The organism is Geminicoccus sp. (assembly GCF_036263595.1).
Taxonomy (GTDB): Bacteria; Pseudomonadota; Alphaproteobacteria; order Geminicoccales; family Geminicoccaceae; genus Geminicoccus.
Genome location: NZ_DATAGQ010000125.1, coordinates 1 through 22,892 on the forward strand (window position 1 = coordinate 1; position 22,892 = coordinate 22,892).

Below are 22,892 nucleotides of genomic sequence, written 5' to 3' on the forward strand. Positions count from 1 at the left end.
TCCAGCACCGTCATCCGCCGATGCGCCAGCTTCTCGTGCGGGTCCTTCGCCACCACCCTGCGTGCTGCTGATGCCATTGCCCTTCCTCCCATCCACAGCCTGGATCAGTCCAGACCGCAAGACAAGGAGGTTAAGAGAACAGATGAGACACTACGGACCGGGCTCTCTACCGTCCACGATTCCTTTGCGTGCGGTGCAGCGATGAAACTTGTTCATTTGTCCACAACACATCGCGCCGATGATGTGCGGGTAATAAGAAAGGAATGTATATCGCTAGGAAAGCTGGGGCACGAGGTGACTGTTATCCTGCCGGCCAATGAAGCGCCCGAACCAGTAGCACATGTCAACTTCAAGCTGGTCAACAGGCCCCGGTCGCGCTTCATGCGCACGACGTGGACCGCCTTTGCAGTTCTCTGCAAGGCATGGCGTACCCCGGCAGATGTCTATCACTTCCACAGCCCGGACCTGATCCCTTGGATGTTTTTGCTTCTCCTGCGCGGGCAACCAATCGTTTATGATGTGCACGAAGACTTCCGCACCGGGATTAACAGAGCGATCTATCTTCCGAGGTTGATGGCGGCCGTGGTCGCCTTTCTGCTTCGCTGCCTCGAGCATGTCGTAAAGCATTTCTTCATTATCGTAATCGCAGAAAAATATTATGTTGAAATACTGGGCAAGGGAATCGAGGTTCTTAATTATCCCAGGTTGACTGATTTTCCAGTCATAAATGATAATGAAGTGCCGTCTTATGGTGCTGGTGCAGAAGCCCCGACCCTGCTCTATGCGGGTGGCCTTGTGCGGCAACGAGGAGCACTGTTCTATGCGGATCTTGCACGGGAGATGCCTGACATCACTGTGCAGACGGTGGGCATCGTTTCACGCGGTCTGGTCAAGGAGATGCGCGAGCGCGCACGGGGCGCTGTGAATCTGCAGATCGAGGGAGCTGGTCATTGGATCCATTATGAGGGGATCATGCAGGTGTATCAGCGAAAGCCGATCCTCGGCTTGGCCATCTTTCCAGACTCAGATCACTACCGCAGAAAAGAACTTACGAAGTTCTTTGAGTACATGGCCGCAGGTATCCCGATTGTCTGCTCTGACTTTCCCGTCTGGCGCGCCCTGGTTGTTGGCCATGGCGTAGGCATCTGTGTGGATCCGGAGGATACTCCTTCAACCATAGCTGCGATCCGTAGTCTCATGCTCGATCGCCCACGCCGTCAGGCGATGGCCAACCGAGGCCGCCAGCTTGTCGAAGAGAAGTTCAATTGGGATCTAGAGGCAGCTCGGCTCGATTCGATATATCGTGGCTTGGCATTACGGCCGACGGGGGCTCTGGGCGGGCTCCGCCGCATCTTCTTCTAAGGAACGCTTGTGCGAGCCGAAACGCTCTTTCCTTCCGTCACTATGCTGCCTAGACAGCGTTTGCCCCTGTTCGTCCAGGTCATCTTCTCCTTCGAAACCGCCTTCCTGCTGTTCCTCTTCGCTGGTCGATATAAGGCTAATCCAGTTCTGCAGCCTCTGTTCCCGGTAGATCCGCTAGTTATTTTTGGCGTTGTCTCGTTCGCGATTGGTATCTGGATTATCAGCACAGAGCGCCTCTACGTTCCGGGCTTCATCGTGTTCACCAGTTTTTGTATCTTCGTTGCCTGGATGTGGATAAGCCTTATCTGGACTCCTGGAGCCGTCTATGCGCGGGAGAAGCTTTTAGCGGTTACGTTTCTCGATGGGCTTGCGATCATAGCGGGGGCCCTTGTCATCGCCAACTCACGTGAGCGGTTCTTCCGCTTCATGGTCTGCTTGAACGTCTTTGCCTTCATCCTTGCCGTGATGGTCTTGATGGAGGTCATAAGGATCGGCCCTGGCCGCATTGTTCTTATCAATGGTGGAGATGACTACTTGGGCTATGGCCGAGTTTGTGGCCTAGCTTCCATGACGATCTTTGCCTATCTTGCGACACAAGAACGCCTCGCCAGCAAGGTGAACCTGGCTCTTTTACCGCTGCTTTCCTTCTACATCTGGGTGTTGCTCTTCGGCGGGGGCAAGGGGCCTCTTTTGTCGGCACTCATCCCCGTCATGATGATCCTGCCTCTCGGCGTACTCTTGCGCGGAAAGCGGGTTCTCATCAAACGTGGACATCTCATCCTGTTAGCTGGCCTTGCTGCGGTCGTTGCAGCCATCCTCTGGGTGCTGCTGGATCCAGATCTTGCTCGAACTGCCACGACCCTGAACAGGTTCTCGAGGCTCTTCTCAGACAATCAAGGTGTCTCCGATCAGCGCAGAGAGACACAGTTCTGGGAGTTCCTTGAACTTGGCGATCAAGCGCCAATTCTCGGCCATGGTGTCGGTGCCTGGCCTATCTTAACCTATGGGGTCGACATCCGGCATCATCCTCATTCGCTTCCACTCGAAGTCGTCGGTGAAATGGGCGTGGTCGGATTGATCTTGTTCACCCTCATGTGTTTTGCCTGCATTCGCTTCATCACTCTTGCTCGACTTCGGCAGGATCCTTTTTTGCTCGCTGCATTGCTGATGGCGCTGAACATGTGGATAAATGCTGGGACATCCGGTGATCTAGGAGAGAACCGTCCCTTCTTTTTCACCATGGGCTTGTTGCTGATCCGCCCTCTTGCTGAACACGTTGCATCATTCTCGAAGGTGACGGTCGATGCACATGAAGACGATGATGCCGGCGATGACCATGAGATCGAGGATGATCGACAGGGGTTCAGCACCATACGTCGTCGCCTTAGTGCTCGCATTGATGATGACGTTTCTGTGGGGCGGGGCACTCTTCCAGCCCACACGCTTTGACGAACTTTACCATCTGCTGGCTGCACGGGGCTGGCTCGAAACGGGCTCCTATCAGATCGGCGCGGATGGCATATACCTAAGAGGAGCGCCCATTACATGGTCAGTTGCGCAACTCGTCGATCTGTTTGGTGAACATCTAGCTGTCGCCCGGCTTACCGCGCTCATTCCCACTGTTGCGCTCGTTCTCTTAGGCGGGTGGTGGCTGACCAACCGCTTTGGGCTTGCCTTAGGCTACACCTGGGTGACCCTCTGCATTCTTTCCCCGTTCTTGATCGAGGTGGCTACCTTCGTCCGGTGGTATGGCCTCATGGCCTTGCTGGTCGGAATCTTCTTTGCCTCAGTCTTCGAAGCTTCTCTTCCGGAGAGCCCCAGAAGATACCGATTGATCACCGCTTGCTTGCTGCTGATCTCGACTGTAGCCATCGCCCTCCTTCAAGTCGAGCTTCTTGCACCTATTGCGCTGGCAGGAATACTGGTAGCTGGCCGGAATGTTCTGGTTGAGTTACCTCGTGCAACGGTGTTTCGTGTCGTGGCGGTCGTTGCTATCATTGGTGCAATTGTACTTCTTGGATTGCTTATTAGCGGCATTGGTTTGTTCTTGTGGGGCAGGTACCGCTTGGTCGTACCCTGGGCAGCGGAGCACGCGAACTCTCCGCTGTTCTATCACCGTTACCTGCTGCTGTATTACCCGACGCTCTGGCCGCTTACTGGTGTTCTTTGGCTCATAGGGCGTCGGCTGGCGCCTAACCTCGCAGATAGTGCTGTCACCATTGCCGGGGTAGGTCTCCTGTTCCAAGCTGGCGCAGGTTTGAAGGCCACGCGCTACATCGCCTACTTGGTTCCGTGGCTGAACCTCGTATGGGCGCTGGGCCTTGTCGGTATCTGGCAGTACATCAAGGAGTTGGACCTGCAGTGGCCAACTTCGGCGCTTGCACGTGCTGTGGTTGCTGCTTCTCTTGCCTTTGTTGTTCTGGGTAATGCGGCTTCGGTACGTGCCTTGACCTTAGCATTGGGGATCACGGTGCCGCCAGAGCGGCCACCAGCCGATTGGGCTGGAACGGCGGAGGTACTCGCTCCGATAGCGAAGGAAGCAGATATTCTTATCAGTAGCAGCGAGTTAGAGGCACTCTATGCGTTCGGTAGAATAGACTATGCCGTCAATCACTCGTTGTACCACGAGGTTACGCTCAGATACCCCAAGGAGCCCATTGTCAGAGACCGCCGAACGGGTGTGCGGACATTCGAGCATCCCCGTGCATTACAGGAAGTGCTGGAATGTCATCAATCCGCATTGGTCGTCTCGGACGTCTACAGGTGGCGTGATCCAGGCAAGGTGCCAGATGATTTCGCTGATCTGGTTGAGAAAAGACTTGTAGAGCTGGATCTGCCACCAGACAGCAATATGCGGGCTTGGCAGTGGACAAACCCGGCGCCGAATAGCTTTTGCCCTCCACATTGATACTGGAAGCTTAAGGCTTCGCCGCGCGCCGCTGCGGGTATTCTGCGCTGGCAGTCCATGGTATTCACTAACTGCGCGCTTGCCTCTAAACAGGCATTCTGCTCCGCCTGGTAATGCTATCTGCTTAGGGGCGCAGTCGTCGGGCGATAGAGGACTTACTGCTCGACAAGGTTGGCAGGAAAAAAGCATCGGATACATCGTCATCTACAGCTAGGGGCATGTCGAGGGTGCCACCCGCCATAGGCAACGCTCGACATCCGCGAGCTAATGTTCCAAACCATCCAGCTCGCGCTCCGACAGCTCTGCCAGGGCCTCGACCACCGCTGCCTCAATCATGCTCTGTGCTGTGGCCGGCTCGTCGGGACACAAGAGCGGCGCCAGTTTGGGCGGCATCGCCATGAGCCGCGCGCGGACGGCGGCATAGCGCTGCTCCAGTTCCACCCCGACATCCTCGATCGCCACGACCTCGCCCCGCTGCCGGGCTAGTTCCAGCTCGGCCAGCTGCGCTTCAGCCGCCACCTTGCGCTGGCGCGCCTCGTCGAAGTCGATGCGCCGGCGGTCGTCCTGGATGGCGAAGAGGGCCTTGACCGCTTCGGGCAATAGCCATCGTGGTGAGCCGTCCGGAGCCACGCTGTGTGGGGTCGCCAGCGCCAGCCTCTTGGCCACCGTCCGCCGGTCCAGGCCGAGCTCCGCAGCCAGGCCGTTCACCGACCAGGCTCTCTGGGTCATGGCCATGCTCAGTCGGCTCCCGTGGCCTGCTTGGTCCGTTCCTGCCTGGCCATCTCCACGAGGCCCTGCCAGTTTGGCTCCTGGATGAAGTCGACCGGCACCCAGTCCATCTCGTCGTCCTGGCTCTTGGGCAGCGCGCCAGACTTCCGCATGTTCTGGTCGCCGTAGCGGACCAGAAAGGCGTGGACATTGGTGGTGCAGCGCTTGGCGTCCTTCAGCGATAGGCCAGACATCATCAGTGCGCTGGCCACCACCGGCCGGATGTTCGCTGCGATGTCCAGCCAGGCGCTCGCGTAGCCCCCGTGCACGTCGTTCGGGATCTTGAGCAGGATCTCAGCGCCTGGCGGTGGCGGCCGGTTCGGCAAAGAGCGGGGCTCCCTTGGGTTGAGCAAGGCCGGAGCAGCATCCGACAAGCTCCAGCGTGGGGAGCCGTCGGGGGCGAGATCGACCGGGATCACGCCCTCCAGTCGCTTGGCCACGGTGCGGCGGTCGAGGTTGAACTCTGTGGCCAGCCCACTGACCGACCAGCTCGTGCGCGACATCGCCATCTAGGACTCCTTTCGGCTGTGGTGGAACATCGTGGAAAATTCTGTGACTAGGAAAGCATCGGGCCGCGCACCACCGCATTGCGACGGAAGCCAGGAAGGACCCAAAAGATTCCTATCTAGGATCATCATCAGTGCGGCTTGATCGGTAAGGTCGGCGTGTGGAAGTCGCGCGCGACCTGCCCCACCATCCAGTCACCACATCTGACCCGTTCGAGGAGGCTGCAGCCTTCCTCGCCAGCCGCTCGTTCCGCGGCTTCCCTGGCCGCTGCCAGAGCCGCCATCTGCAGATCAGGCACACAACCTGCCGCACGTACTGCTGCAGTCTTCAGGGCGACGAGCCGGACCTGAAGGTCTGCATCCAGGCGATCGGCATCGCGAAGGGATAGCGCCACCTCCTCGATCAGATCGTCACTGCGCCGTTGGCCCTCCCGAAGGAGGGCCTCATCAATCACCGGCTTGGGTGGGCGGCGGCGCATGGTCAGGCAGCCTTGTCCTGCTCGATCGGGCGAGCGAGCCGGCGGATGATGGCGCCTGCATCCTGGAAGGCGGCAGGTGGTGCGGTCTTCTGGATCGCCGCCTGGACGAGGTAGTGCCTGACCGGGTGGTCACCCCCACGGCTGGGCAGCATCACCGCCCTGAGGTTGCTCCGGACATGGTGCCCACCCACCGCGGCCTCGGCAGCCACGATCGGCCCGAGCCTGGCGGCGATCAGCTCGGCGATCTCGTCGAAGACCAGCTCGGCGGCATCGCGCAGGGCGATCCAGGCGTCCTTCTGGGCGTCTTCGATCCTGCTCGCCAGCTCGACCCGCTCGGCCACCTCGCGGGCAAGGCGTGCCCGCAGACCACGCTCGGTGCCGGCCGCGGTTTCCTTCTCTGCGCGTGCGGCGGTGGCCCGCTTGGTCAGCGTGGCCAGCTTCTTCTCGATGCTGGGCACGTCCTCTTCGGGCTGCTCACCCATCTCGATGGCAGCCAGGGCAAGGTCACGGGCAGCAGCCAGGGCGTCACGTTCGATCTCGGCCTGAGCCAGTTCCGAGCCGGCGCGTTCGAGGCGGTCGGCTGCGGCGGCAAGCGCTGCCTGCGTGCGGCTGATGCGGGCCTCGAGATCCTCGGCCTGCTTGATGGCGGTGGCGAGGGAGGCAGGAAGAGTGACAGAAGTCATGATCGGTATCCGATGTGAAGGGGCCTGCTAGGGCGTGGTGAGTAGAGGCTGCTGTGGCGCCGGCGCTGTTGAGGCGAGCCGCGCACGGGTGGCAGCGAGCCTTGCCGGAGCAGGGCACCCAGCAGGCGCCGTACCTGGCGCTGGTCGGCACCGGCGGCAGCCAGCAGGGCCAAGCCGATGGCGAGAAAGGCGATGCCGAACAGGATCATCGGTGTTGGCAGGCGGCCCTGATGGGTGGTCATGGCAGCTCGTCCTGTGCGTTGAAGCGACGGCGCTCTCCGTACTGGTCCAGCGACGGATCGAGCCTGGCTTCGAGCCTGGCCAGCTGAGCAGCCGAGCGGTGCAGCGACCTGCGCAGACGCCAGATCGTCTCCAGCGCATCGTCGTAGTCGCCGATCCTCAGGGAGTCGGCCAAGCGCCGCCCCATGAGGCGAGCTGCGACCAGGCGACGTTCCAGCCTCATGTCATGTCTCCCTGCACCAGGGTGGGATCTGTCGGCCGCTCAGCTGGCTCCAGCGCGTCAAACAGCTTCCGCCAGTTCTGGGGGGTGAGCAGGACGCGCCCCTCGCTGATGGCCTCGATGTCAGCGGGACGCACACGGAGAACCTTGGCGGCTTCGGCCTGCAGCTCCGGACGGGCAGCCAGCAGATGCCTGAGGCGCTCGGCTCGCTGGATGGCCATGGCAGCACCAGTGAGTTGCCTGACTGGGTGCCGAACCGGAGCCGCGGCTTTGGCCTTGGCGACATACTCACCAAGCTCGGCGGTCACCGTCTGCAGCGCAGTTGCAGCCATGCCCGTACGGCCACGGCCGAGCAGGCTGCCGATCCCCTGCAGCCGGGCGAGCAGGCAGCTCGCGCACTGGCACGTCATGGCAGGATCTCGTGAAGGAGGTGGGAGAGGCCCGGGCTGAACTGCAGCAGCCGATCCACCAGTGCCGGGCTCAGGCTCGCCACCGGTGCCAGCAGCATGGGCTGCCCGCCGAGCAGGAAGAGGTGCCAGCCACGGAGGTTGGCTTCACCGATAATTGCGGCCGCATGGGTCGCATGAGGTCGCACGCGACTTGGCGCGGCCGGTGGAGGGAGGTCGCACGGGTCGCATGGGTCTTTAGACATGCGACCATGCGACCCGACCGCCGATGCGGCCGACGCGCTCAGGGTATCCATGCAAATCCTCCGACGTGCCGGACGTGACTGTGCGCGACGAGCGAGGTGAGGGAGCGGGTGAACGCTTCTGTCTTCCGCTTAAGTTCAGGGTGCGGGAGGTATCGGAGCGCGGCTTCCTGCCACTTCTCAGTCGGCACCACTCTCGTGCCCGGGCGTATGTCATGCGATGCGGCCGCTACTTGGCCGTGGTCGGTCAGAGCAGCAGCGAGAGCGTCGAAGACGATCTTCTCGTTGGGCCCCAACTCCCGCCGCTTTTCCTGTGCTTGCGGAGCTTCGACAGCCCTGGCCACGCAGGTTGTGACCGTTCGACCCCTTGAGTTGATCCCAAGCTCGATGACGTCGAGGACAAAGCCGAAGGTCGCTTCGCCGCTTTCGTCTCGGTTCTTCCCGACCCGGATCACGCCGACGCCGTCGACGTTGGTGATCTCCAACTCGACGTCGGTGGCAGCACGCAGCGATGAGTGGCCACGTGCGCCCCTCGCCAAGTCTTTGCCGCAGTGATGGACGACGAGCACATGTCCGCCAGTGGCCTCACGGATCTTCCCGCACGCAGCCACGAAGGCGCCCATGTCGTCCGGGGCATTTTCATTGCCGACCATGGCGCGCGCGAGCGTATCGACCACGGTCAACTTCACGGGACCATGGCTCTCTGCGATCGCTTTAGCCTTGGCGATGACTGCGTCAGTGTCGCTGGTGTCGAGGAAGTTGATCGTCGAATGCACGACTAGTACCGGCAGGTGGTCGACCTTGTGATGCCTCCTCCAGGCATACAGTCGGCGCTGGACGCTTTCCGGAGCCTCGGCCGCCACGTAGATGACGATGCCTGGATCGACATCCATTCTGCGCCAACTGCGCCCAGTCGCGATGCAGCAGGAGAGATCGACCGCAACGAACGTCTTGCCTGCACCGCTCTCAGCGTACAGGACGGTCATGCCTTCGCTGGGTAGAAGGCCATCAACGAGCCCGGGTTCGCTCAGGATCAACTGGTACTCGTCGGACCATACGGTAGTGAGTTCGCGAGCCTTGCCGCGCAAGTGCACGAGCACATCATCGTCGGCCGGCTCATAACGCGGCGCCTCGTCGAGCACGGCACGCATTCTGTCGGCAGCGATACTCATGCCGCCCTCGCCAAAAAGTCTGCCGCGTCCTCGCCCTTGGCAGGCGGGCACCAGCCACGGACTTCGCGTCCAGTCTCGTGCCACCGCCTGGCGCACTGCTCTGCCGCCTTCAGACCGGCAGGATCATGGTCGACGATGATCGTGAGCGCCTCGACACCTGGGAGGATTTGGAAGGCAGCCAGGTTGCCAGCGTCGAGCACACTCCAGATCGGGGTGAAGCCTTGAGCGGCAGCAAGACACGTCTCGATGCCTTCGCCGATCGCGAGGCCTTCCAGAGTGTCCTCGTCCGGAAATAGCCGCACCACTGCACCCGCCTTTGGCAGGCCGCTGAACAGAAGACGGGGCTTCTCGATCGGTGCCTTCTGGCCGAGACGTGTCGCGTCAATCCACGTGCGGTGCAGCGTCTGCGGCTCCCCGGTGGTGGCACTCGTGGCCAAAGCCACCAGCGCTGGGCCAACATGCCCGCTCGGGTGACGGTGACCGTCGATCCAACGGAGGTGGCTGCCATCAGGCGGAATGATGCAGCCGCGGCCTGTGAGGTAGCGTCCAGCAGGATCGGCGGCCGTGATCGCTGCTGAAGCTCGAAAGATGCCAACCGCATCGGTGAGCCGCAAGCAATCAAGCTCGAGTGGCTTGGCCTGTTGCTTTGCTGGTGAGGCGGCCGGGCTCCGCCGATGACGACGCATGGTTTCATCATCCTCGACGAGCCCCTTGTCGACCAGCGCCTGCCGGATGTCTCGATAGTCGCAGCCGGTGAAGCAGTGCAGGAGGAGGCGACCGTCATGGCCATCGGATACGGCCAGGCTGGGTGAACGATCGTCATGTGCGGGACACCGGCAGAGCCAGGAGCCTCCCGAGCGATGGCCGCCGAGCAGCTTGGCTATCTGGCTTGCTGCAAGGGCCGCGCTCATGCACGCCACTCTGCAATGGGCGTGTCCTCGCTGATGCGGCGCCAGCGCGAGAGCCTGAACAGATCAGCCTCGACCTCCGCCATGAGTTGGCGGATCATCCGGCCCGAAGAAGAGGGATCAGTCACACGCCTATGCCGAGCAATCAGCTGAAGACGAGCGCGAGCGGTTGAAGCTTCCGGTGAAGGCGGCAGCCTGCTATGTTCCAGACCGTGTTCGTCGCTTGGGGTCGCCTTGCCAGAGGCGGCCCCTTCTATTTCGACAGTCATGTGTTCGTCTCCGGCCGCTCAGGCGGCAGACTTGGTGACGTTCCTGGAAACCAGCGCCTTCAACGACGTGATGGGAACGAGACGAGCCCGGCCGATCTTTACCGTCTCGAGTTCGTTGGTCTTGATCAATTCGTACAAGACCGTGCGCGAGATGCCGGTCATTTTTACAGCATCTTCGATGCGAACACTAATGAGGTCGTGCGGCACACCCATAGGGTCGCTCCTGGAAGTTCCGCCGGATGCGGTCGCGTCCGGACAAACCCTCCACTACACCTCATGCAATTCAGACATTCACAATGTCCGAGATCACATTCTCGTGTTCATCTTCGAGGCGTGCGAATGGGCCTTGGGGAGCGAATGCCCTTGCGGTTCCATCTGCGCACGATTGACCTTGGATCTTCGCCAGTAGATTTGGCTACTTCTCTTGCAGCGCTTATCAAAGTTGCATGACCTTCTGGCGGCTTGTCGGGTATTGTGAACACAGGTATTTCGAGCGGCATCTCTTTAAAAGGATTGATTTTCCGACGTGACCTTCCAACTCTTGCTTGCCTTCTGCTTCCACGCACCATGTCGCTGATTTGGAGCATTTGCTCAATCATGTGCGCGAAGCCAAGAGCAGTTCCTGCAGCCATTGCCGCAGCTGGGGCGTTGCCAACCTTGATGGCTTCCTTGACTACTGCCAAAGCCTGCAGAGCATTTAACCCCCACTCTCGGAGATCAAGGATCTGATTGCTTTCAAAGCCATAGAAGTTCCGTATCTTCTGGCCGGGCTGTGGTATCCAGTTAGGACTAGCTGCCTCAAGACTTTCTTCATCGTGCTCAATATAGAAACCGCGTGGTTCTATGATGTAGCCATCTTCCACAACCGGTTGTGGCCAGTTGTACAAGGATAGAACGCTGCGGATTAGATGATCTACTTCATCAAATCGCGAGATTGCATCACTGATGGAAACACCGTCAGCAGCCTGCAGAGGAAATATCCAGCTTGGCGCCTCAGGGTAGATCTTATTGAGATTATCAACTCCTACAGTATCTAGTAATTTGCGAAGTTTTCTTCGGTATTCCGCAGCTGACAATTCTCTGTCCATGACAGCACCTTCTTGAAATTCTACTCGCTACTAGATTAGTGTTGCTAGGCCCAACTTGATGCTGCAATGAAGGAAGAGGTCGCCCTAGTGGGCCAGGACGACCTAAAGATCGTGATGCAGCCTTAATCTAGAGTCGTCTCTTTGTCTGAGGCTCCGAGCGCCTCCTTGACCTGACCCAGCCCGTAGACAGCTTCCTCCGACAGGGCCCACGCCGCCTCGAGCTTGGTGAGCTCGGCACTCGGGGTACCACGCCTGGGCAGCACCATGCCGGCCAGCAGGAGCTTGAGCTGCACGGACCTGCACCAGGCCTCGTTGAGTGCATCTACGAACTGGACCGCGTCCACTTTAGTGAAGTCGGGAAGGCGATCGGGATCCGGCTGGTTGGTCCTGGTCATCCCACGTCCCTCCCGCCAACAATCGCCAGCTTACGGCTTGGCATGCTCACCACTGGCGGAGCCTCACCGTCTATCTGCTGTTCGATCAGCGTAATTCGCGCCGCAACCTGCGGATCGCTCACGTCCAGGCCCCGAAGCACGGTATCGATGAGGCTGTTCATCATCAGCCGGGCGCGCGGCGTATCCACCACGCAGGCTGCTGCCTCATCCAGGTACGAAAGCGCCTGTGTGAAGGCACGATCAGCGCAGCGCTTGGAGACGGCACGAACAGCAGCAAGGGCAGATGAATCGACCGCACCCTTCATCCCACGGCTATAAGCTGATGCGGCATCAGAGAGATCGAGTTCCACCTGCTGGATCCTCCAGCTCCACGGCCCCGGTCGCGCCATCGCGCGCTGGAGGGCAGGATCCACCTGCACCGGGACACGTTCCTCATGCTTGATCGTCTTAGGTGCCTTGGTCCTGGTCATGCCGAATCTCCCGGCGCTGCAGGGGCATCCACTCCAGCTGCCCGTTCCAGCCCGCTGGAGATCAGGATTCCGCGCAGGCTGCTGGCCAGCGCGCACATCTCCTGCTCGCCAATGCAGGACGGGGTGGGACCCATCATCTCCATGATTGAAGCCAGGCCGCGCAGGTCGAAGAGCAGCCCGGCTGGATCGAAGGCGAGCTTGAGGTCGAGAGAGTTCTGCTTCTTGCTCATGCCAGCTCTCCCTGGAACATCCGCTCGATGTAGCTGATGATCGACAGAATCAGGAACGCGTCGGCGTCGAGTTCGCTCTCTTGGTGGTCGAGATCACCTGGGTAGGTGACGACCTCATCTGCTGCGACCTCGAGCCAGTCGCGCTGCAGGGCGAGCTTGGCCTGCAGGTCTTCCAGCGTCAGAGCGCGGGTGTGGATGATCTGGTGGTCCAGGTCCGCCCAGGCGCGATAGAGCACCTGCTCGTGCGCGCGATCTCTGCTCTCACCATAGTCCAGCCAAACCTGGAGGTGGCGGCAGCGCTCATACCAGAGCCCTAGAAGGCCGTTGCCGCCGGTAGGAGCTATTTGAGCGGGAAGCTCGGGCACAGGGAGGGCCGCGGCGACGCCGGCGCCGGCAAAAACAGCCAGGAGCATCCTGCGCGATCCTCCCCCGCTTCTGGCAGTTCTGTCAGTGCCTGCCCTTACGAATGCAGAGGATTCTTTTGCCTCATCGATAGGCTGCGCACGCACATCGTCGCGTGGCGCCAGCTTGGCTACTGTGGTAACCACCATGCCGCTGATCCTTCAGCATGACCGGGCGGAGCGAAGTCGCCAAACCTGTGCTCCGTCCGGTCGATGAGCCCGGAATACGCCGGGCGCGCATCGTCACCCTGTCTTTGGCCGTTCCTCCCGATCCGCCGACAGGACGATGACGTTCTGGTCAGGCTGCGTGAGCTTTGGCCCGCTCTTGCGGATCAGTTCGCCCGAGTGCCTTCCGATAAACTTCGAGTAGGTCTGCTCGATCATCGCGACTGAGGTGCCGCAGTGGCCGGCGACGATCCGGACTTCCACACCGGCCATCAGTGCAGCAGCGATCCATGAGTGCCGCAGGCTGTAGACCGTGACTTCAGGATTCAACCCTGCCGACTTCACTGCCTGCTTCATGGGCTTGGTCTGGTTGTCCCGTCCCCATGCGGTACCATCAGGCTTGGTGAACAGCGGCTCTGATCCCCGTCGTCCTGACACCAAGCGTGCCAGCAGCACTCGCAGCTCTTCGGTGACCGCAATCGTACGCGGACCGGTCTTGCCTTTAGGCAGGTGCAGGCGGGGTCCCTCCTTCGCATCGAGGTGCGCATCCTCTACCCGGCAGGCAGCAATCTCGCCGTATCTCGCACCGCACGATGCCAGCGCATACACGAGGTCATGGAAGTGCCGCTCATCGATGCTGGCGAGCAGGTTCCGGATTTCGTCGGCAGACAAGAAGACGTTGCGCGAGCCCGCCGCATTCGGGAATGCTTGCAGGCCCGTTCGCCACGGGTCATCCGATGGCAGCTCGTGAGGGCGCTGTTGGCGAGCAAGGTTCAGCGCCGCCCGCAAGGAAGTGATGATGCGATTAGCATTGGATCGCGACGCGCGGACGCGCTCGGGATCATCGCTCAGCCGGATCAACCCATTTCGGAGGTCCATCCATTCAGCGGAACTCACCGTCATGATCTTCCGCGCTTGAAGTACGGCCGGAACGTGCTTGTGCAGCATCGACTTCGCGTAGCGAATGTCGGAGCCGCGGGCTTTCAGATTGTCCAGGTATACGGAAATAGCGCGCTCAACGGTAACAGGCTCGGCTCCACCGCCCGCAGCCAGCCGCTTCTCCTGCTCGAACCACGGCCGCGCCTTCTCGTTGGCCTGCACCCAGGAGAGGATGTCCTGGCCGTTGGCATCAACGACGTCGTCGGCTGCACCCAGCTTCTCGGCCTTGTACGTGATCCCTTTGGCCCCGACGGGGCGAAACTTGGCAAACCAGGTTCCAGTCGGGGTACTGCGAGCTCGGTAGTAGCCGATCAGGCAGCCAGGACTGATCTTCGACCAGTATGGCTCCTTGCGCGGCTTGAGCTCGGCCCGTGCGGTCCGGTTCTCCAAGCGACGATCACGCGGCGCACGGGCCATCAGTAGCTACATCCTGTACTTGTCCTAAACGGATAATCGCGGATCCTGCCGGACGTGCAAGAACAAAGATGCTTCTGTCAGAGCGGCTTGCCGGACATTGCGGGACGGTTTCGGATGCAGTTGTTCCTCATGCAGGGGAACTTCGTGATCGGCGTCATCGTGTTCGCGATCCTGGTGATCGTGAACTTCGTGGTCATCACCAAGGGCTCCGGCCGCATCGCCGAAGTGGGGGCGAGATTCTCCCTCGACGCCATGCCCGGCAAGCAGATGGCGATCGACGCCGACCTGTCCGCCGGCCTGATCGACGAGCAGACCGCGCGTCGGCGGCGCAAGGAGCTCGAGGAGGAGAGCGCCTTCTTCGGCGCGATGGACGGTGCGGCGAAGTTCGTGCGCGGCGATGCCGTGGCGGGTCTGCTGATCACCGGCATCAACCTGGTGGGCGGGCTGATCATCGGCGTGGCCCAGATGGACATGAGCGCGCTCGATGCCGCCCACACCTTCACCCTTCTGACCATCGGCGACGGCTTGGTCTCGCAGGTGCCTGCCCTGGTCGTCTCGGTGGCGGCTGGCCTGCTTGTGTCCAAGGCCGGCGTGGAGGGACGCACCGACGTCGCACTGATCCGCCAGCTTGGCGCCCATCCGCGTGCCCTTGGCATGACGGCCGCGATCAGCTTCATCCTGGCGGCCCTGCCTGGCCTGCCGACCGTCGTGTTCCTGCTGATCGGGGGAGCGAGTGGCTTTGCCGCCTGGGCCACGGCCAGGCGCGTCCGGAAGGCGGCCGAGCCGGAGGCTCTGGCACCGCAGCCGGCGTCGGGCGACGAGCCGATCTCTGCTGTCCTTCTGATGGATCCGATCAGGCTCGAGCTCGGCTATGGCCTGCTGGGCCTGATCGGGGAAACTGCCTCGCCAAGGCTGACCGACCAGATCAAGGCGCTGCGGCGCCAACTCGCCATCGAGCTCGGCTTCGTGCTGCCGTCGGTCCGCATCCAGGACAACATCCAGCTCCCGGCCAACAGCTACACGCTGAAGATCAAGGAGATGGAAGCTGGTCGCGGCGACATCCGCGCATCCATGCTGCTGGTGATGGACCCGCAGGGACGCCCGATCACCCTGCCAGGCGAAGCCACCACCGAGCCGACTTTCGGCCTGCAGGCCACGTGGATCAGCCCCGCCCTGCGCGAGGAGGCGAGCTTTCGCGGCCTGACCGTCGTCGATCCCGCCACGGTCGTCACGACCCACCTGACCGAGCTGGTCAAGGACAATCTCGCGGATCTGCTCACCTATGCGGAGACCCAGAAGCTGCTGGGCGAGTTGCCGCCGGAGTGGCAGAAGCTGGTGCAGGACCTGATCCCCGGCCGGATCTCCATGGGCGGGATCCACCGCGTCCTGCAGGGCCTGCTGGCCGAGCGCATTTCCATCCGGGACCTGCCGACCATCCTGGAGGCGGTGGGAGAGGCCCTGATCCACACCCAGAACACCGTCCTGATCGTGGAGCATGTCCGCGGCCGCCTTGCCCGGCAGATCAGCACCATGTTCACCGGTGAAGGCGGCTATATCCCGATCGTGACCCTTTCCCCGGCCTGGGAGCAGGCCTTGGGCGAGGCCCTGGTCGGCAGCGGCGAGGAACGGCAGCTGGCGATCGCACCGGAGCGGCTGCATCAGTTCATCCGCGGGGTTCGCGAGACATTCGAAGCACTGGCCCTTAGGGGCGAGCTTCCGGTGCTGGTGACCACGCCTGCTCTTCGACCCTATGTCCGTTCGCTGATCGAACGGTTCCGGGCGAGCACCGGCGTGCTTTCACAGAACGAAATCCACCCTAAGGCCCGGATCAAGACGATGGGGCAGGTCTGACCATGCTGCTACGCGTATTCCACGCCAAGACCGCCTCCGAGGCGATCGCCCGGGTCGCGGCCGAGTTCGGCGAGCAGGCCGTGATCGTCGCGACCCGGGAGGACCGCAACGGAGTGAGCGTCACTGCGGCGGCACCCGATCCGGGGGTCGACCTCGAGAACCTCCTGCGCGCGGACCTTCCCGAGCCGGACACCGGCAAGGTGCATGACGTGCTGCGCTGGCACGAGGCGGACCAGGACCTGATCCAGAAGGTGCTGGCCACCATCCGGGCCGAGCGCTGCCACGACCCGGTCCAGGGACTGGGCCTGGCCTTGCAGGCGATCCTGCCATTCGCCGAACTGACGGTGCCGGCAAGGCCGCTGATGGTGGTGGGCCCGAACGGTGCAGGCAAATCGGTCACGGTGGCAAAGCTGGCTACGGCCCTGGTGCTGGCCGATCGCCGTCCCCGTGTATTCTCGACCGATTTGGCCCGAGCGGGCGGCCTCGGCCAGCTGGCGGATCTCCTGCGCCCGCTCCACCTGCAGCCATCGGGCCTGGACCCGCGAGCCTTCGGCCCCATGTCGTCGGACGGCGACGGACCGATCCTGGTCGACAGCCAAGGCATCAACCCGTTCCAGTCGCAGGAAATGATGCGTCTGGCCGAACTCGCCCACGCTCTGCGCGCCGAGATGCTCCTCGTCTTGCCGGCCGGAATCTCGGCCGGCGAGTCCGCCGACATCGTCGGCAATTTCGCAGCATTGGGTTGCCGCCGGATGGTCATTTCGCGCCTGGACAATGCACGGCGGCTGGGCGGGGTGCTGGCCGCGGCCCAGGCCGGACCGGCCTTGGCGGCCGCAGGCATCGGCCCGGTGATCGGCAGCGGACTGAAGCCGCTGACGGCGATCGGCCTGGCGCGTCTTCTGATGAGCAAGGCGGGCCAGGGAGAGGCGCCATGACCGCCGCTCGTCCCATCCTGGCGCTGGCGTCCGGCAAGGGCGGCGTCGGCCGCACCTTCCTGGCCGTCGGGATCGCCCAGGCGTTGGCCCAGGCGGGCCGATCGGTGCTTCTGTTCGATGCCGATCTCTCCGCCGCCAACGTCGATCTGCAGCTGGGGCTGCACAAGCAGGCGGATCTGGGCGACGTGGTGGCCGGCCGGGCCGCCCTGGCGGACACGCTGGTGCGGGACGATCGGACGGGCATCACCGTGGCGCCTGGGCGCTCCGGCAGCGGCACGGTCGGCCAGGCGAGCCACGCGACCCTCGATCGGCTGACCTGCGACGTCGCCGCCTTGAGTCAGGACTTCGACACGACCATCCTGGACCTTGGCGGCGGTCTTGAAGGATCCGTGCGCCGTTTCGCCGGCCTTGCCGACCGCGCGCTCGTAGTGACCTCAGACGAGCCGTCGGCCTTGGCGGATGCCTATGCCTTCATCAAGGTGACGCGCGACCAACCCCTGCAGCACGAGATCATCGTCAACATGGCGGAAAGCGAGCCATCCGGGCAGGCAACCTATGCGGCCCTTCGCCGTGTCTGTGTCCATTTTCTCGCCAAGCAGCCGCCGCTCCTGGGCATCGTGCATCGCGATCCGCGGGTGCCCGAAGCTTTGAAGAGCCAGACGCCGCTCCTGTCCCGTCACCCGACCAGCAAGGTCGCTCAGGACATTCTGCGCCTCGCCCGCCGGCTGATCGACCATCCCGAGCGTTCGGCGCAACCGGCATGAGCGGGTTCGCCGGCGCGGTCGTCAAGCTGGCAAAGCGGACCGTCTTCCGCCTGGGCTATCCGCTCGCCAGGGTCTGGTGGTGGGCAGTGCCGCAATCGGCCGAGGGGACGGCCGTGGCGGCCGTCAGCGGCAATCGCGTTCTGGTCGTCCGCCAGTCGTTCCGCAAGGGGCTGGGACTTGTGGGTGGTGGCCTGCGGCCAGACGAGCGGCCGGCCGCAGGCGCCGCTCGCGAGCTGGCCGAAGAAACAGGCCTTCGGCTCGCGCCCGACCGGCTCCACCCGGAGGGCAGCATCAAGCTGGTTCACGAATGCCGGCGGCTGCGGGTGCACCTGTTCACCGTTGGCTTCGATGAACCACCGGTTCTTCAGCTGGACGGCGCCGAGGTCATCGCCGCAGACTGGATGGACACCGAGAGCCTGCGTAGGCGGCCGGATCTCCATCCGGTTCTCGCGACCTGGCTGTCGATGCGCCGCACGGCGCCGGCACTGGCGACCGCGGCGCAAGAACCCTCGGCCGGGCCCCCAAACGGCCTGCAGCCGTCGGCGATGATCAGTGCCGGCCACCCTCGGGAGGATCCAGGCGCTGGGTGAGGGTGTCATCCAGGTCGCCGCCCAAGGCTACCTCGATCAGCCGGAGCGGCGTGTCGGCCGGGTTGGACAGGCGGTGGACGGCACCGGCGGGGACACTGACCACGGCACCCGGCTCCAGATGCTGCAGGTCCTCGTCCAGTTCCACCGCGGCCTCGCCGGCGACGATGATCCAGTGCTCGCTGCGCCCCGGATGGCGCTGCCGTGACAGGCGGGCGCCCGGGTCGACGCACAGCTCCCGCACCCGGAAGCCCGGTCCTTGCGCCAGCGCGGTGAGCTTGCCCCACGGGCGGACCTCGCTGGCATGCACCGTGGCCTCGCGCCGGTTGGCGGAGGCCAGCAGGGACACCAGCGTCTTGATCTGCTCGGACTGGACGCGGTCGGCCACCAGCACGGCATCGGCGGTCTCGACCACCACGAGGTCGGACACGCCGGCCAGCGCCACCAGACGCCGTTCGCTACGCACCAGGTTGTTGTGGGCGTCCTCCAGCAGGACGTCGCCCGTCGTGGCGTTGCCGTCGTGATCGCGATCCATCAGCTCCCAGATCGCCTGCCAGGAACCGACGTCCGACCATTGGGGATCGCAGGGCACGCAGACCACGCGCTCGGAACGCTCCATCACCGCCTTGTCGATCGGCACGGAGCGGACGGCGGCCCAGCGCGCTGCCTCGGGCACGATGGCGGGCGCCTGCTCCCCGGCCGCCAGCGCCGCCTTCGCATCTTCGACCAGTTGTGGCTCGAAACGGGCAAGCTCGGCCAGGAGCCGGTCGGCGCGGAACAGGAACATGCCGGAGTTCCAGACATGCCCGCCCGCCTTCAGCATGGCCTCGGCCTCGTCGCGCGGCGGCTTCTCGACGAACCGGTCGACCTTGAGCACGGATGCCAGCACGGGATCGGCCGCACCCAGGCGGATATAGCCATAGCCTGTCTCCGGCCGGGACGGGCGGATCCCGAACGTCACCAGGTCGCCGCGGGCGGCCGCGAGCGCGCCGGCCCGAACCGCCTCCAGCAAGGCGTGCTCGTCCTGGATCAGATGATCCGAAGGGCAGATCCACAGGACCGCCTCGCCCTGGTTTCGCTCGACGGCGATCAGGGCCGCCAGGGCGATCGCAGCGGCGGTATTGCGGCCGGACGGTTCCAGGACGAGGCCCGACCTCAAGCCCGGGTCGATCTCCGCCAGCTGCCGACCGATCAGGAAGGCCTGGGCGGCCGCTCCGATCGTCAGGACATGGTCGGGCCTCGCCACAGCCAGCGCACGACGGATGGTCGCCTGCAGCAGCGATTCGTCGCCGAAGATCTCGACCAGATGCTTGGGATAGGCGCTGCGGCTGATCGGCCAGAGCCGGGTACCGGAGCCGCCGGCCAGGACGACGGGAACGAGGACGGGATTACCCATGGGCAGCCTGATCCGATCTGAGATGCTGGCCCGGCGCTAGACGACGCCACCGGTCCGGGTCAACCGACAGAATGCTGCAGGACAGCATAGGATGCCCGGCCGGATCCCGCTATGGCGCCACGACCAAGTCGACCTTGCTCTCCGCCAGGGCCGCGGCGAGCTCCGGCGGCGGGAGTTCGTCGGTGACCACCATGTGCGCATGCGACAATGGGCCGATATCAGCGAAGGAGTCGTGGCCGAACTTGCTGGAATCCACCAGGACCATGGTGCGCTTGGCGGTCTTGATCATGTCGGCGATCATCACCGCCTCGGCGATCGAGGTGGTGGACAGCCCCCGCTCAGCACTGATGCCGCCGACGCCGATCAGGGCGGTGTCGACATTGATGCCGGCCGCGAACGCGAAGCGCACCTCGCCCACCGTCACCTGCGCCTCGTTCCGGTACTGCCCGCCCATCACATAGATGTCGCGGCACGCCTCGGCCGGCAGGACCTGCGGCACGGCCAGGTTGTTGGTCACGATCGTCAGGTTGCGGCGGGCGCCGAGTTCGGCCGCGACGGCACGGGTCGTCGAGCCGCCGTTGATCAGGAGCGTCTCGCCATCGCTGATCAGGCCGGCGACGGCCCGGGCGATGCGGGCCTTTGCGGTCTTCTGCCGCACCAGGCGCTCGGCGAACGGCGTGTCCTGGGTGACGAGGTCGCCGGACGCGACCGCACCGCCATGGGTGCGGGCGAGAAGGCCGCGCTCGGCAAGATGGTCGAGGTCGCGCCGGACGGTATCGACGGAAATGTCGAACAGGCTGGACAGCTCGGTGACGGTCACTTGGCCGCGGGCACGGACCAGCCGCACGAGCTCGGCCCGGCGCTTGGCCGGCAGGGTGTCGCGGAGGTCGGTCTCGCTCACCGCGCCGCTCCGTGGATGGGATGGATCATGCTCCGACCTTAGCTGGGATCGCTTGACGCCGCCACCGGCCAACCGGTAGATTTCCGCTGAAAGATGCAAAAAGCGGCACGAAGCCGCGTCCGATGCCGGCATCAATGCGGCACGAGAACAACAACGGCGTCGTCCAGCGAAGACGACAATCAGGGAGCTGAAGATGTCCGATCCGTCGATGTCGAAGACCCCTTCTCCGACCGTCGTCCCCCAGGAAGGAAGTGCGCTTGATCGCCGCGGGCTCATCCGCAGTGCCGGCGCTGCGCTCGGTGCCGGCGCGCTGCTGGCCTCGGCACCCCGCCCTGCACGCGCGCAAGGTCGCACGGAGATCACGTTCGCCAGCGCCAAGTTCTTCGGCAAGCACGGCATCGGCCAGATCGTCGACGAGTTCAACCAGTCGCAGGAACGGGTGCACGTCACCTTCCTGGAGCTGCCGCCGCCCAGCGCCTCGACCGAAGTCCACCAGGCCCTGGTCCAGCAGCTGGCGCGCCGCAACGGCTCGCCCGACGTGTTCACCCAGGACATCGTCTGGATCGCCGAGTTCGCGGCAGCCGGCTGGGCAGCACCGCTGGACGACGCCATCAATGCCGCCGCGCGCAAGAAATATTTCGATGGCCTGGTCGCTGCCTGCACCGTAAGTGGCAAGCTCACCGCCCTGCCCTGGATGGTCGATTCGGGCATGCTCTACTACCGGACCGACCTGCTCCAGGAGATCGGCGCCAAGCCGCCCAAGACCTGGATGGAGCTGGTCGACAGTTCGAAGAAGGTCATGGAGGCCGGCAAGGCGCGCTTCGGCTTCCTGTGGCAGGCCAAGCAGGCCGAGGTCCTGGTCTGCGACCTCGTCTCGTTCATCACCTCCAATAACGGCGCGATCCTGGGTCCTGACGGCAGGACCGTGACGGTCAGCTCGCCCGAGGTGGTCGAGGCCGTGCAGTTCATGCACGACACCATCTACACCCACAAGATCACGCCCCAGGACGTGCTGAGCTGGGACGAGGAGCCGTCGCGCCGGCCGTTCACCGCCGGCCAGTCCCTTTTCCTGCGCAACTGGTCCTATGTCTGGAGCATCGCCCAGGACGCGTCGGAATCGAGCGTGGTCGGCAAGGTCGGCGTGGCACCGCTTCCCCATTTCGAGGGCGGGCGCAGTGCCGCTGCCCTTGGCGGCTACCAGTACGGCGTGAACGCCTCGTCGAAGAACCGCGATGCGGCGCTGGAGTTCGTGACCTGGATGTCCTCGGCACCGACCCAGTTGCGCTTTGCCACCGGCATGGGCCTGGCACCAACCCGCCCAGCCGTGTTCGACGACCCGGAGCTCGGCAAGAGCCAGCCCTTCATGCAGTCGCTCAAGGACGTGTTCGTGGGGGCCACGGGGCGGCCGGTGACGCCGAAATACGCCCAGGTGACCCTGGCCCTGCAGTCGGAGGTCAGCCGGGCCATCGTGTCCGGCGACGTCCAGGGCTCCTTGAAGGCGGCGCAGGAAAAGATCGAGAAGATCGTCGCCTGAACCCATCGTCCTGCCCCCAGCACCCCGGTCGCTCATGATGCCTGCGGACAGATGGCGACCGGCGGGCAGCCGCCCCCAGCCGGGCAGGCGATGGCGCCTGCCCGGCTGGGCCTGGCCACTCCTGTTGCTCCTGCCCACGGCGCTGACCCTGCTGGCCGTGTCGGTCCAGCCGATCCTCGAGGGCCTGTGGCTCTCCGCCCGCGACACGACCCTGATCTTCCCTGAGGATGCCTTCGTCGGCTGGGCCAACTACATCACCCTGGTCGAGGACGCCCAGTTCTGGAACGCCTGGCGCCACACCCTCGTGTTCACCGGCGCTTCCACCTTCGCCGAGACGATCCTGGGTCTCGCCATGGCGCTGGTGCTCCACGAGTGGTTCGCCGGCCGCGGCCTCGTGCGCGCCGCCATGCTGGTGCCCTGGGCGATCCCGACCGTGGTGAGCTCGAAGATGTTCGGGTGGCTGTTCGACGGCCAGAACGGGCTGGTCAACCACACGCTGATCGGCCTGGGCGTCATTGATTCGCATATCGGCTGGTACAGCGACCCCGATCGGGCGCTGCTCACCATCGTCATCGCCGATGTCTGGAAGACCACGCCGTTCATGGCGCTGCTGCTCCTGGCCGGCCTTCAGACCATCCCGCGCTCGCTGGGCGAG

The 22,892-nt window shown here is 63.6% G+C and carries 29 protein-coding genes; 10 read left to right on the plus strand and 19 right to left on the minus strand.

Features of this window, described 5'->3' with window-relative positions:
• The 3 genes from VHL31_RS11535 to VHL31_RS11545 form a co-directional block, all read left to right on the plus strand.
• The coding region (locus tag VHL31_RS11535) for a glycosyltransferase (RefSeq protein WP_329661360.1) at positions 1–1,362 on the plus strand (1,362 nt) is incomplete at its 5' end.
• Between the two features lie 60 nt (positions 1,363–1,422).
• Positions 1,423–2,811 carry an O-antigen ligase family protein gene (locus VHL31_RS11540; protein WP_329661361.1) on the plus strand — a complete coding sequence of 463 codons (1,389 nt, stop codon included), beginning with the start codon at positions 1,423–1,425 and terminating at the stop codon, positions 2,809–2,811.
• Entirely contained in the window at positions 2,711–4,270 is a 1,560-nt protein-coding gene (locus VHL31_RS11545) for a hypothetical protein (RefSeq protein WP_329661362.1), read from the plus strand. The genes VHL31_RS11540 and VHL31_RS11545 overlap by 101 nt, the downstream gene beginning before the upstream one ends.
• Positions 4,271–4,534: 264 nt before the next feature.
• Here VHL31_RS11545 and VHL31_RS11550 read toward each other — a convergent pair whose 3' ends face one another.
• From VHL31_RS11550 to VHL31_RS27150, 10 genes are all read right to left on the minus strand, one after another.
• Positions 4,535–4,999, minus strand: a complete 465-nt coding sequence (locus VHL31_RS11550; RefSeq protein WP_329661363.1) for a hypothetical protein — start codon at positions 4,997–4,999, stop codon at positions 4,535–4,537.
• A gap of 8 nt (positions 5,000–5,007) precedes the next feature.
• A complete protein-coding gene (locus VHL31_RS11555) occupies positions 5,008–5,547 on the minus strand; it encodes a hypothetical protein (protein WP_329661364.1) in 540 nt (179 codons plus the stop codon).
• Between the two features lie 128 nt (positions 5,548–5,675).
• Entirely contained in the window at positions 5,676–6,023 is a 348-nt protein-coding gene (locus VHL31_RS11560; protein ID WP_329661365.1) for a hypothetical protein, read from the minus strand.
• Positions 6,024–6,025: 2 nt separating this feature from the next.
• Positions 6,026–6,706, minus strand: coding sequence for a hypothetical protein (locus tag VHL31_RS11565; protein ID WP_329661366.1), 681 nt, complete (start codon positions 6,704–6,706; stop codon positions 6,026–6,028).
• Positions 6,703–6,948, minus strand: a complete 246-nt coding sequence (locus tag VHL31_RS11570; protein WP_329661367.1) for a hypothetical protein — start codon at positions 6,946–6,948, stop codon at positions 6,703–6,705. Before VHL31_RS11570 ends, VHL31_RS11565 begins: the two co-directional genes overlap by 4 nt.
• Positions 6,945–7,169, minus strand: a complete 225-nt coding sequence (locus VHL31_RS11575; protein ID WP_329661368.1) for a hypothetical protein — start codon at positions 7,167–7,169, stop codon at positions 6,945–6,947. Before VHL31_RS11575 ends, VHL31_RS11570 begins: the two co-directional genes overlap by 4 nt.
• Positions 7,166–7,576: a hypothetical protein gene (locus VHL31_RS11580; RefSeq protein WP_329661369.1), complete on the minus strand. Its 411-nt coding sequence runs from the start codon at positions 7,574–7,576 to the stop codon at positions 7,166–7,168. The genes VHL31_RS11575 and VHL31_RS11580 overlap by 4 nt, the downstream gene beginning before the upstream one ends.
• Positions 7,573–7,761, minus strand: a complete 189-nt coding sequence (locus VHL31_RS11585) for a hypothetical protein (RefSeq protein ID WP_329661370.1) — start codon at positions 7,759–7,761, stop codon at positions 7,573–7,575. The genes VHL31_RS11580 and VHL31_RS11585 overlap by 4 nt, the downstream gene beginning before the upstream one ends.
• Before the next feature lie 95 nt (positions 7,762–7,856).
• Complete coding sequence (locus VHL31_RS11590) at positions 7,857–8,987, minus strand: AAA family ATPase (protein WP_329661371.1); 1,131 nt, start codon at positions 8,985–8,987, stop codon at positions 7,857–7,859.
• Entirely contained in the window at positions 8,984–9,673 is a 690-nt protein-coding gene (locus tag VHL31_RS27150; protein ID WP_422653675.1) for a DUF7146 domain-containing protein, read from the minus strand. Before VHL31_RS27150 ends, VHL31_RS11590 begins: the two co-directional genes overlap by 4 nt.
• Here VHL31_RS27150 and VHL31_RS11600 point away from each other — a divergent pair.
• Positions 9,662–9,799, plus strand: a complete 138-nt coding sequence (locus tag VHL31_RS11600; protein ID WP_329661373.1) for a hypothetical protein — start codon at positions 9,662–9,664, stop codon at positions 9,797–9,799. The two genes, VHL31_RS27150 and VHL31_RS11600, sit on opposite strands and share 12 nt — an antisense overlap.
• A gap of 383 nt (positions 9,800–10,182) precedes the next feature.
• Here the strand turns inward: VHL31_RS11600 and VHL31_RS11605 are convergent, their stop codons facing one another.
• The 7 genes from VHL31_RS11605 to VHL31_RS11635 form a co-directional block, all read right to left on the minus strand.
• The gene (locus tag VHL31_RS11605; protein ID WP_329661374.1) at positions 10,183–10,377 is read right to left on the minus strand and encodes a helix-turn-helix domain-containing protein; all 195 of its coding nucleotides are present in this window, start codon (positions 10,375–10,377) and stop codon (positions 10,183–10,185) included.
• 107 nt (positions 10,378–10,484) lie between these two features.
• Positions 10,485–11,252 (minus strand): hypothetical protein, encoded by a 768-nt coding sequence (locus tag VHL31_RS11610; RefSeq protein WP_329661375.1) that lies wholly within the window; start codon positions 11,250–11,252, stop codon positions 10,485–10,487.
• A gap of 122 nt (positions 11,253–11,374) precedes the next feature.
• Positions 11,375–11,647 carry a hypothetical protein gene (locus VHL31_RS11615; RefSeq protein ID WP_329661376.1) on the minus strand — a complete coding sequence of 91 codons (273 nt, stop codon included), beginning with the start codon at positions 11,645–11,647 and terminating at the stop codon, positions 11,375–11,377.
• On the minus strand, positions 11,644–12,117 hold the full coding sequence (locus VHL31_RS11620) for a hypothetical protein (RefSeq protein WP_329661377.1): 474 nt from the start codon (positions 12,115–12,117) through the stop codon (positions 11,644–11,646). Before VHL31_RS11620 ends, VHL31_RS11615 begins: the two co-directional genes overlap by 4 nt.
• Entirely contained in the window at positions 12,114–12,347 is a 234-nt protein-coding gene (locus tag VHL31_RS11625; RefSeq protein ID WP_329661378.1) for a hypothetical protein, read from the minus strand. Before VHL31_RS11625 ends, VHL31_RS11620 begins: the two co-directional genes overlap by 4 nt.
• On the minus strand, positions 12,344–12,760 hold the full coding sequence (locus VHL31_RS11630) for a hypothetical protein (RefSeq protein WP_329661379.1): 417 nt from the start codon (positions 12,758–12,760) through the stop codon (positions 12,344–12,346). Before VHL31_RS11630 ends, VHL31_RS11625 begins: the two co-directional genes overlap by 4 nt.
• A 231-nt stretch (positions 12,761–12,991) precedes the next feature.
• Positions 12,992–14,269 carry a tyrosine-type recombinase/integrase gene (locus VHL31_RS11635; protein ID WP_329661380.1) on the minus strand — a complete coding sequence of 426 codons (1,278 nt, stop codon included), beginning with the start codon at positions 14,267–14,269 and terminating at the stop codon, positions 12,992–12,994.
• 114 nt (positions 14,270–14,383) lie between these two features.
• On the opposite strand from VHL31_RS11635, the gene VHL31_RS11640 reads away from it, so the two are divergent.
• Genes VHL31_RS11640 through VHL31_RS11655 form a run of 4 tightly spaced genes read left to right on the plus strand, consistent with a single transcriptional unit; the run spans position 14,384 to position 18,409 of the window.
• Positions 14,384–16,120, plus strand: a complete 1,737-nt coding sequence (locus VHL31_RS11640; RefSeq protein WP_329661381.1) for a flagellar biosynthesis protein FlhA — start codon at positions 14,384–14,386, stop codon at positions 16,118–16,120.
• Between the two features lie 2 nt (positions 16,121–16,122).
• Complete coding sequence (locus tag VHL31_RS11645) at positions 16,123–17,055, plus strand: hypothetical protein (RefSeq protein WP_329661382.1); 933 nt, start codon at positions 16,123–16,125, stop codon at positions 17,053–17,055.
• Positions 17,052–17,819: a P-loop NTPase gene (locus tag VHL31_RS11650; RefSeq protein ID WP_329661383.1), complete on the plus strand. Its 768-nt coding sequence runs from the start codon at positions 17,052–17,054 to the stop codon at positions 17,817–17,819. The genes VHL31_RS11645 and VHL31_RS11650 overlap by 4 nt, the downstream gene beginning before the upstream one ends.
• Positions 17,816–18,409: an NUDIX hydrolase gene (locus tag VHL31_RS11655; RefSeq protein WP_329661384.1), complete on the plus strand. Its 594-nt coding sequence runs from the start codon at positions 17,816–17,818 to the stop codon at positions 18,407–18,409. Before VHL31_RS11650 ends, VHL31_RS11655 begins: the two co-directional genes overlap by 4 nt.
• On the opposite strand, the gene VHL31_RS11660 is transcribed toward VHL31_RS11655, so the two are convergent.
• Positions 18,369–19,802 carry a mannose-1-phosphate guanylyltransferase/mannose-6-phosphate isomerase gene (locus VHL31_RS11660; protein WP_329661385.1) on the minus strand — a complete coding sequence of 478 codons (1,434 nt, stop codon included), beginning with the start codon at positions 19,800–19,802 and terminating at the stop codon, positions 18,369–18,371. The two genes, VHL31_RS11655 and VHL31_RS11660, sit on opposite strands and share 41 nt — an antisense overlap.
• 109 nt (positions 19,803–19,911) lie before the next feature.
• A complete protein-coding gene (locus VHL31_RS11665; RefSeq protein ID WP_329661386.1) occupies positions 19,912–20,703 on the minus strand; it encodes a DeoR/GlpR family DNA-binding transcription regulator in 792 nt (263 codons plus the stop codon).
• Positions 20,704–20,896: 193 nt separating this feature from the next.
• On the opposite strand from VHL31_RS11665, the gene VHL31_RS11670 reads away from it, so the two are divergent.
• Together VHL31_RS11670 and VHL31_RS11675 are read left to right on the plus strand one after the other, a co-directional pair.
• On the plus strand, positions 20,897–22,237 hold the full coding sequence (locus VHL31_RS11670) for an ABC transporter substrate-binding protein (protein ID WP_329661387.1): 1,341 nt from the start codon (positions 20,897–20,899) through the stop codon (positions 22,235–22,237).
• A gap of 124 nt (positions 22,238–22,361) precedes the next feature.
• The coding region (locus tag VHL31_RS11675) for a sugar ABC transporter permease (RefSeq protein WP_329661388.1) at positions 22,362–22,892 on the plus strand (531 nt) is incomplete at its 3' end.

Coding starts and splice junctions, on each gene's coding strand:
- VHL31_RS11655 (WP_329661384.1), top strand. CDS start 17,816: ATGAGCGGGTTCGCCGGCGCGGTCGTCAAGCTGGCAAAGCGGACCGTC.
- VHL31_RS11670 (WP_329661387.1), top strand. CDS start 20,897: ATGTCCGATCCGTCGATGTCGAAGACCCCTTCTCCGACCGTCGTCCCC.
- VHL31_RS11560 (WP_329661365.1), bottom strand. CDS start 6,023: ATGCGCCGCCGCCCACCCAAGCCGGTGATTGATGAGGCCCTCCTTCGG.
- VHL31_RS27150 (WP_422653675.1), bottom strand. CDS start 9,673: ATGCGTCGTCATCGGCGGAGCCCGGCCGCCTCACCAGCAAAGCAACAG.
- VHL31_RS11640 (WP_329661381.1), top strand. CDS start 14,384: ATGCAGTTGTTCCTCATGCAGGGGAACTTCGTGATCGGCGTCATCGTG.
- VHL31_RS11615 (WP_329661376.1), bottom strand. CDS start 11,647: ATGACCAGGACCAACCAGCCGGATCCCGATCGCCTTCCCGACTTCACT.
- VHL31_RS11590 (WP_329661371.1), bottom strand. CDS start 8,987: ATGAGTATCGCTGCCGACAGAATGCGTGCCGTGCTCGACGAGGCGCCG.
- VHL31_RS11610 (WP_329661375.1), bottom strand. CDS start 11,252: ATGGACAGAGAATTGTCAGCTGCGGAATACCGAAGAAAACTTCGCAAA.
- VHL31_RS11555 (WP_329661364.1), bottom strand. CDS start 5,547: ATGGCGATGTCGCGCACGAGCTGGTCGGTCAGTGGGCTGGCCACAGAG.
- VHL31_RS11630 (WP_329661379.1), bottom strand. CDS start 12,760: ATGCTCCTGGCTGTTTTTGCCGGCGCCGGCGTCGCCGCGGCCCTCCCT.
- VHL31_RS11570 (WP_329661367.1), bottom strand. CDS start 6,948: ATGACCACCCATCAGGGCCGCCTGCCAACACCGATGATCCTGTTCGGC.
- VHL31_RS11580 (WP_329661369.1), bottom strand. CDS start 7,576: ATGACGTGCCAGTGCGCGAGCTGCCTGCTCGCCCGGCTGCAGGGGATC.
- VHL31_RS11605 (WP_329661374.1), bottom strand. CDS start 10,377: ATGGGTGTGCCGCACGACCTCATTAGTGTTCGCATCGAAGATGCTGTA.
- VHL31_RS11575 (WP_329661368.1), bottom strand. CDS start 7,169: ATGAGGCTGGAACGTCGCCTGGTCGCAGCTCGCCTCATGGGGCGGCGC.
- VHL31_RS11545 (WP_329661362.1), top strand. CDS start 2,711: ATGATCGACAGGGGTTCAGCACCATACGTCGTCGCCTTAGTGCTCGCA.
- VHL31_RS11600 (WP_329661373.1), top strand. CDS start 9,662: ATGACGACGCATGGTTTCATCATCCTCGACGAGCCCCTTGTCGACCAG.
- VHL31_RS11650 (WP_329661383.1), top strand. CDS start 17,052: ATGACCGCCGCTCGTCCCATCCTGGCGCTGGCGTCCGGCAAGGGCGGC.
- VHL31_RS11635 (WP_329661380.1), bottom strand. CDS start 14,269: ATGGCCCGTGCGCCGCGTGATCGTCGCTTGGAGAACCGGACCGCACGG.
- VHL31_RS11620 (WP_329661377.1), bottom strand. CDS start 12,117: ATGACCAGGACCAAGGCACCTAAGACGATCAAGCATGAGGAACGTGTC.
- VHL31_RS11625 (WP_329661378.1), bottom strand. CDS start 12,347: ATGAGCAAGAAGCAGAACTCTCTCGACCTCAAGCTCGCCTTCGATCCA.
- VHL31_RS11660 (WP_329661385.1), bottom strand. CDS start 19,802: ATGGGTAATCCCGTCCTCGTTCCCGTCGTCCTGGCCGGCGGCTCCGGT.
- VHL31_RS11565 (WP_329661366.1), bottom strand. CDS start 6,706: ATGACTTCTGTCACTCTTCCTGCCTCCCTCGCCACCGCCATCAAGCAG.
- VHL31_RS11550 (WP_329661363.1), bottom strand. CDS start 4,999: ATGACCCAGAGAGCCTGGTCGGTGAACGGCCTGGCTGCGGAGCTCGGC.
- VHL31_RS11645 (WP_329661382.1), top strand. CDS start 16,123: ATGCTGCTACGCGTATTCCACGCCAAGACCGCCTCCGAGGCGATCGCC.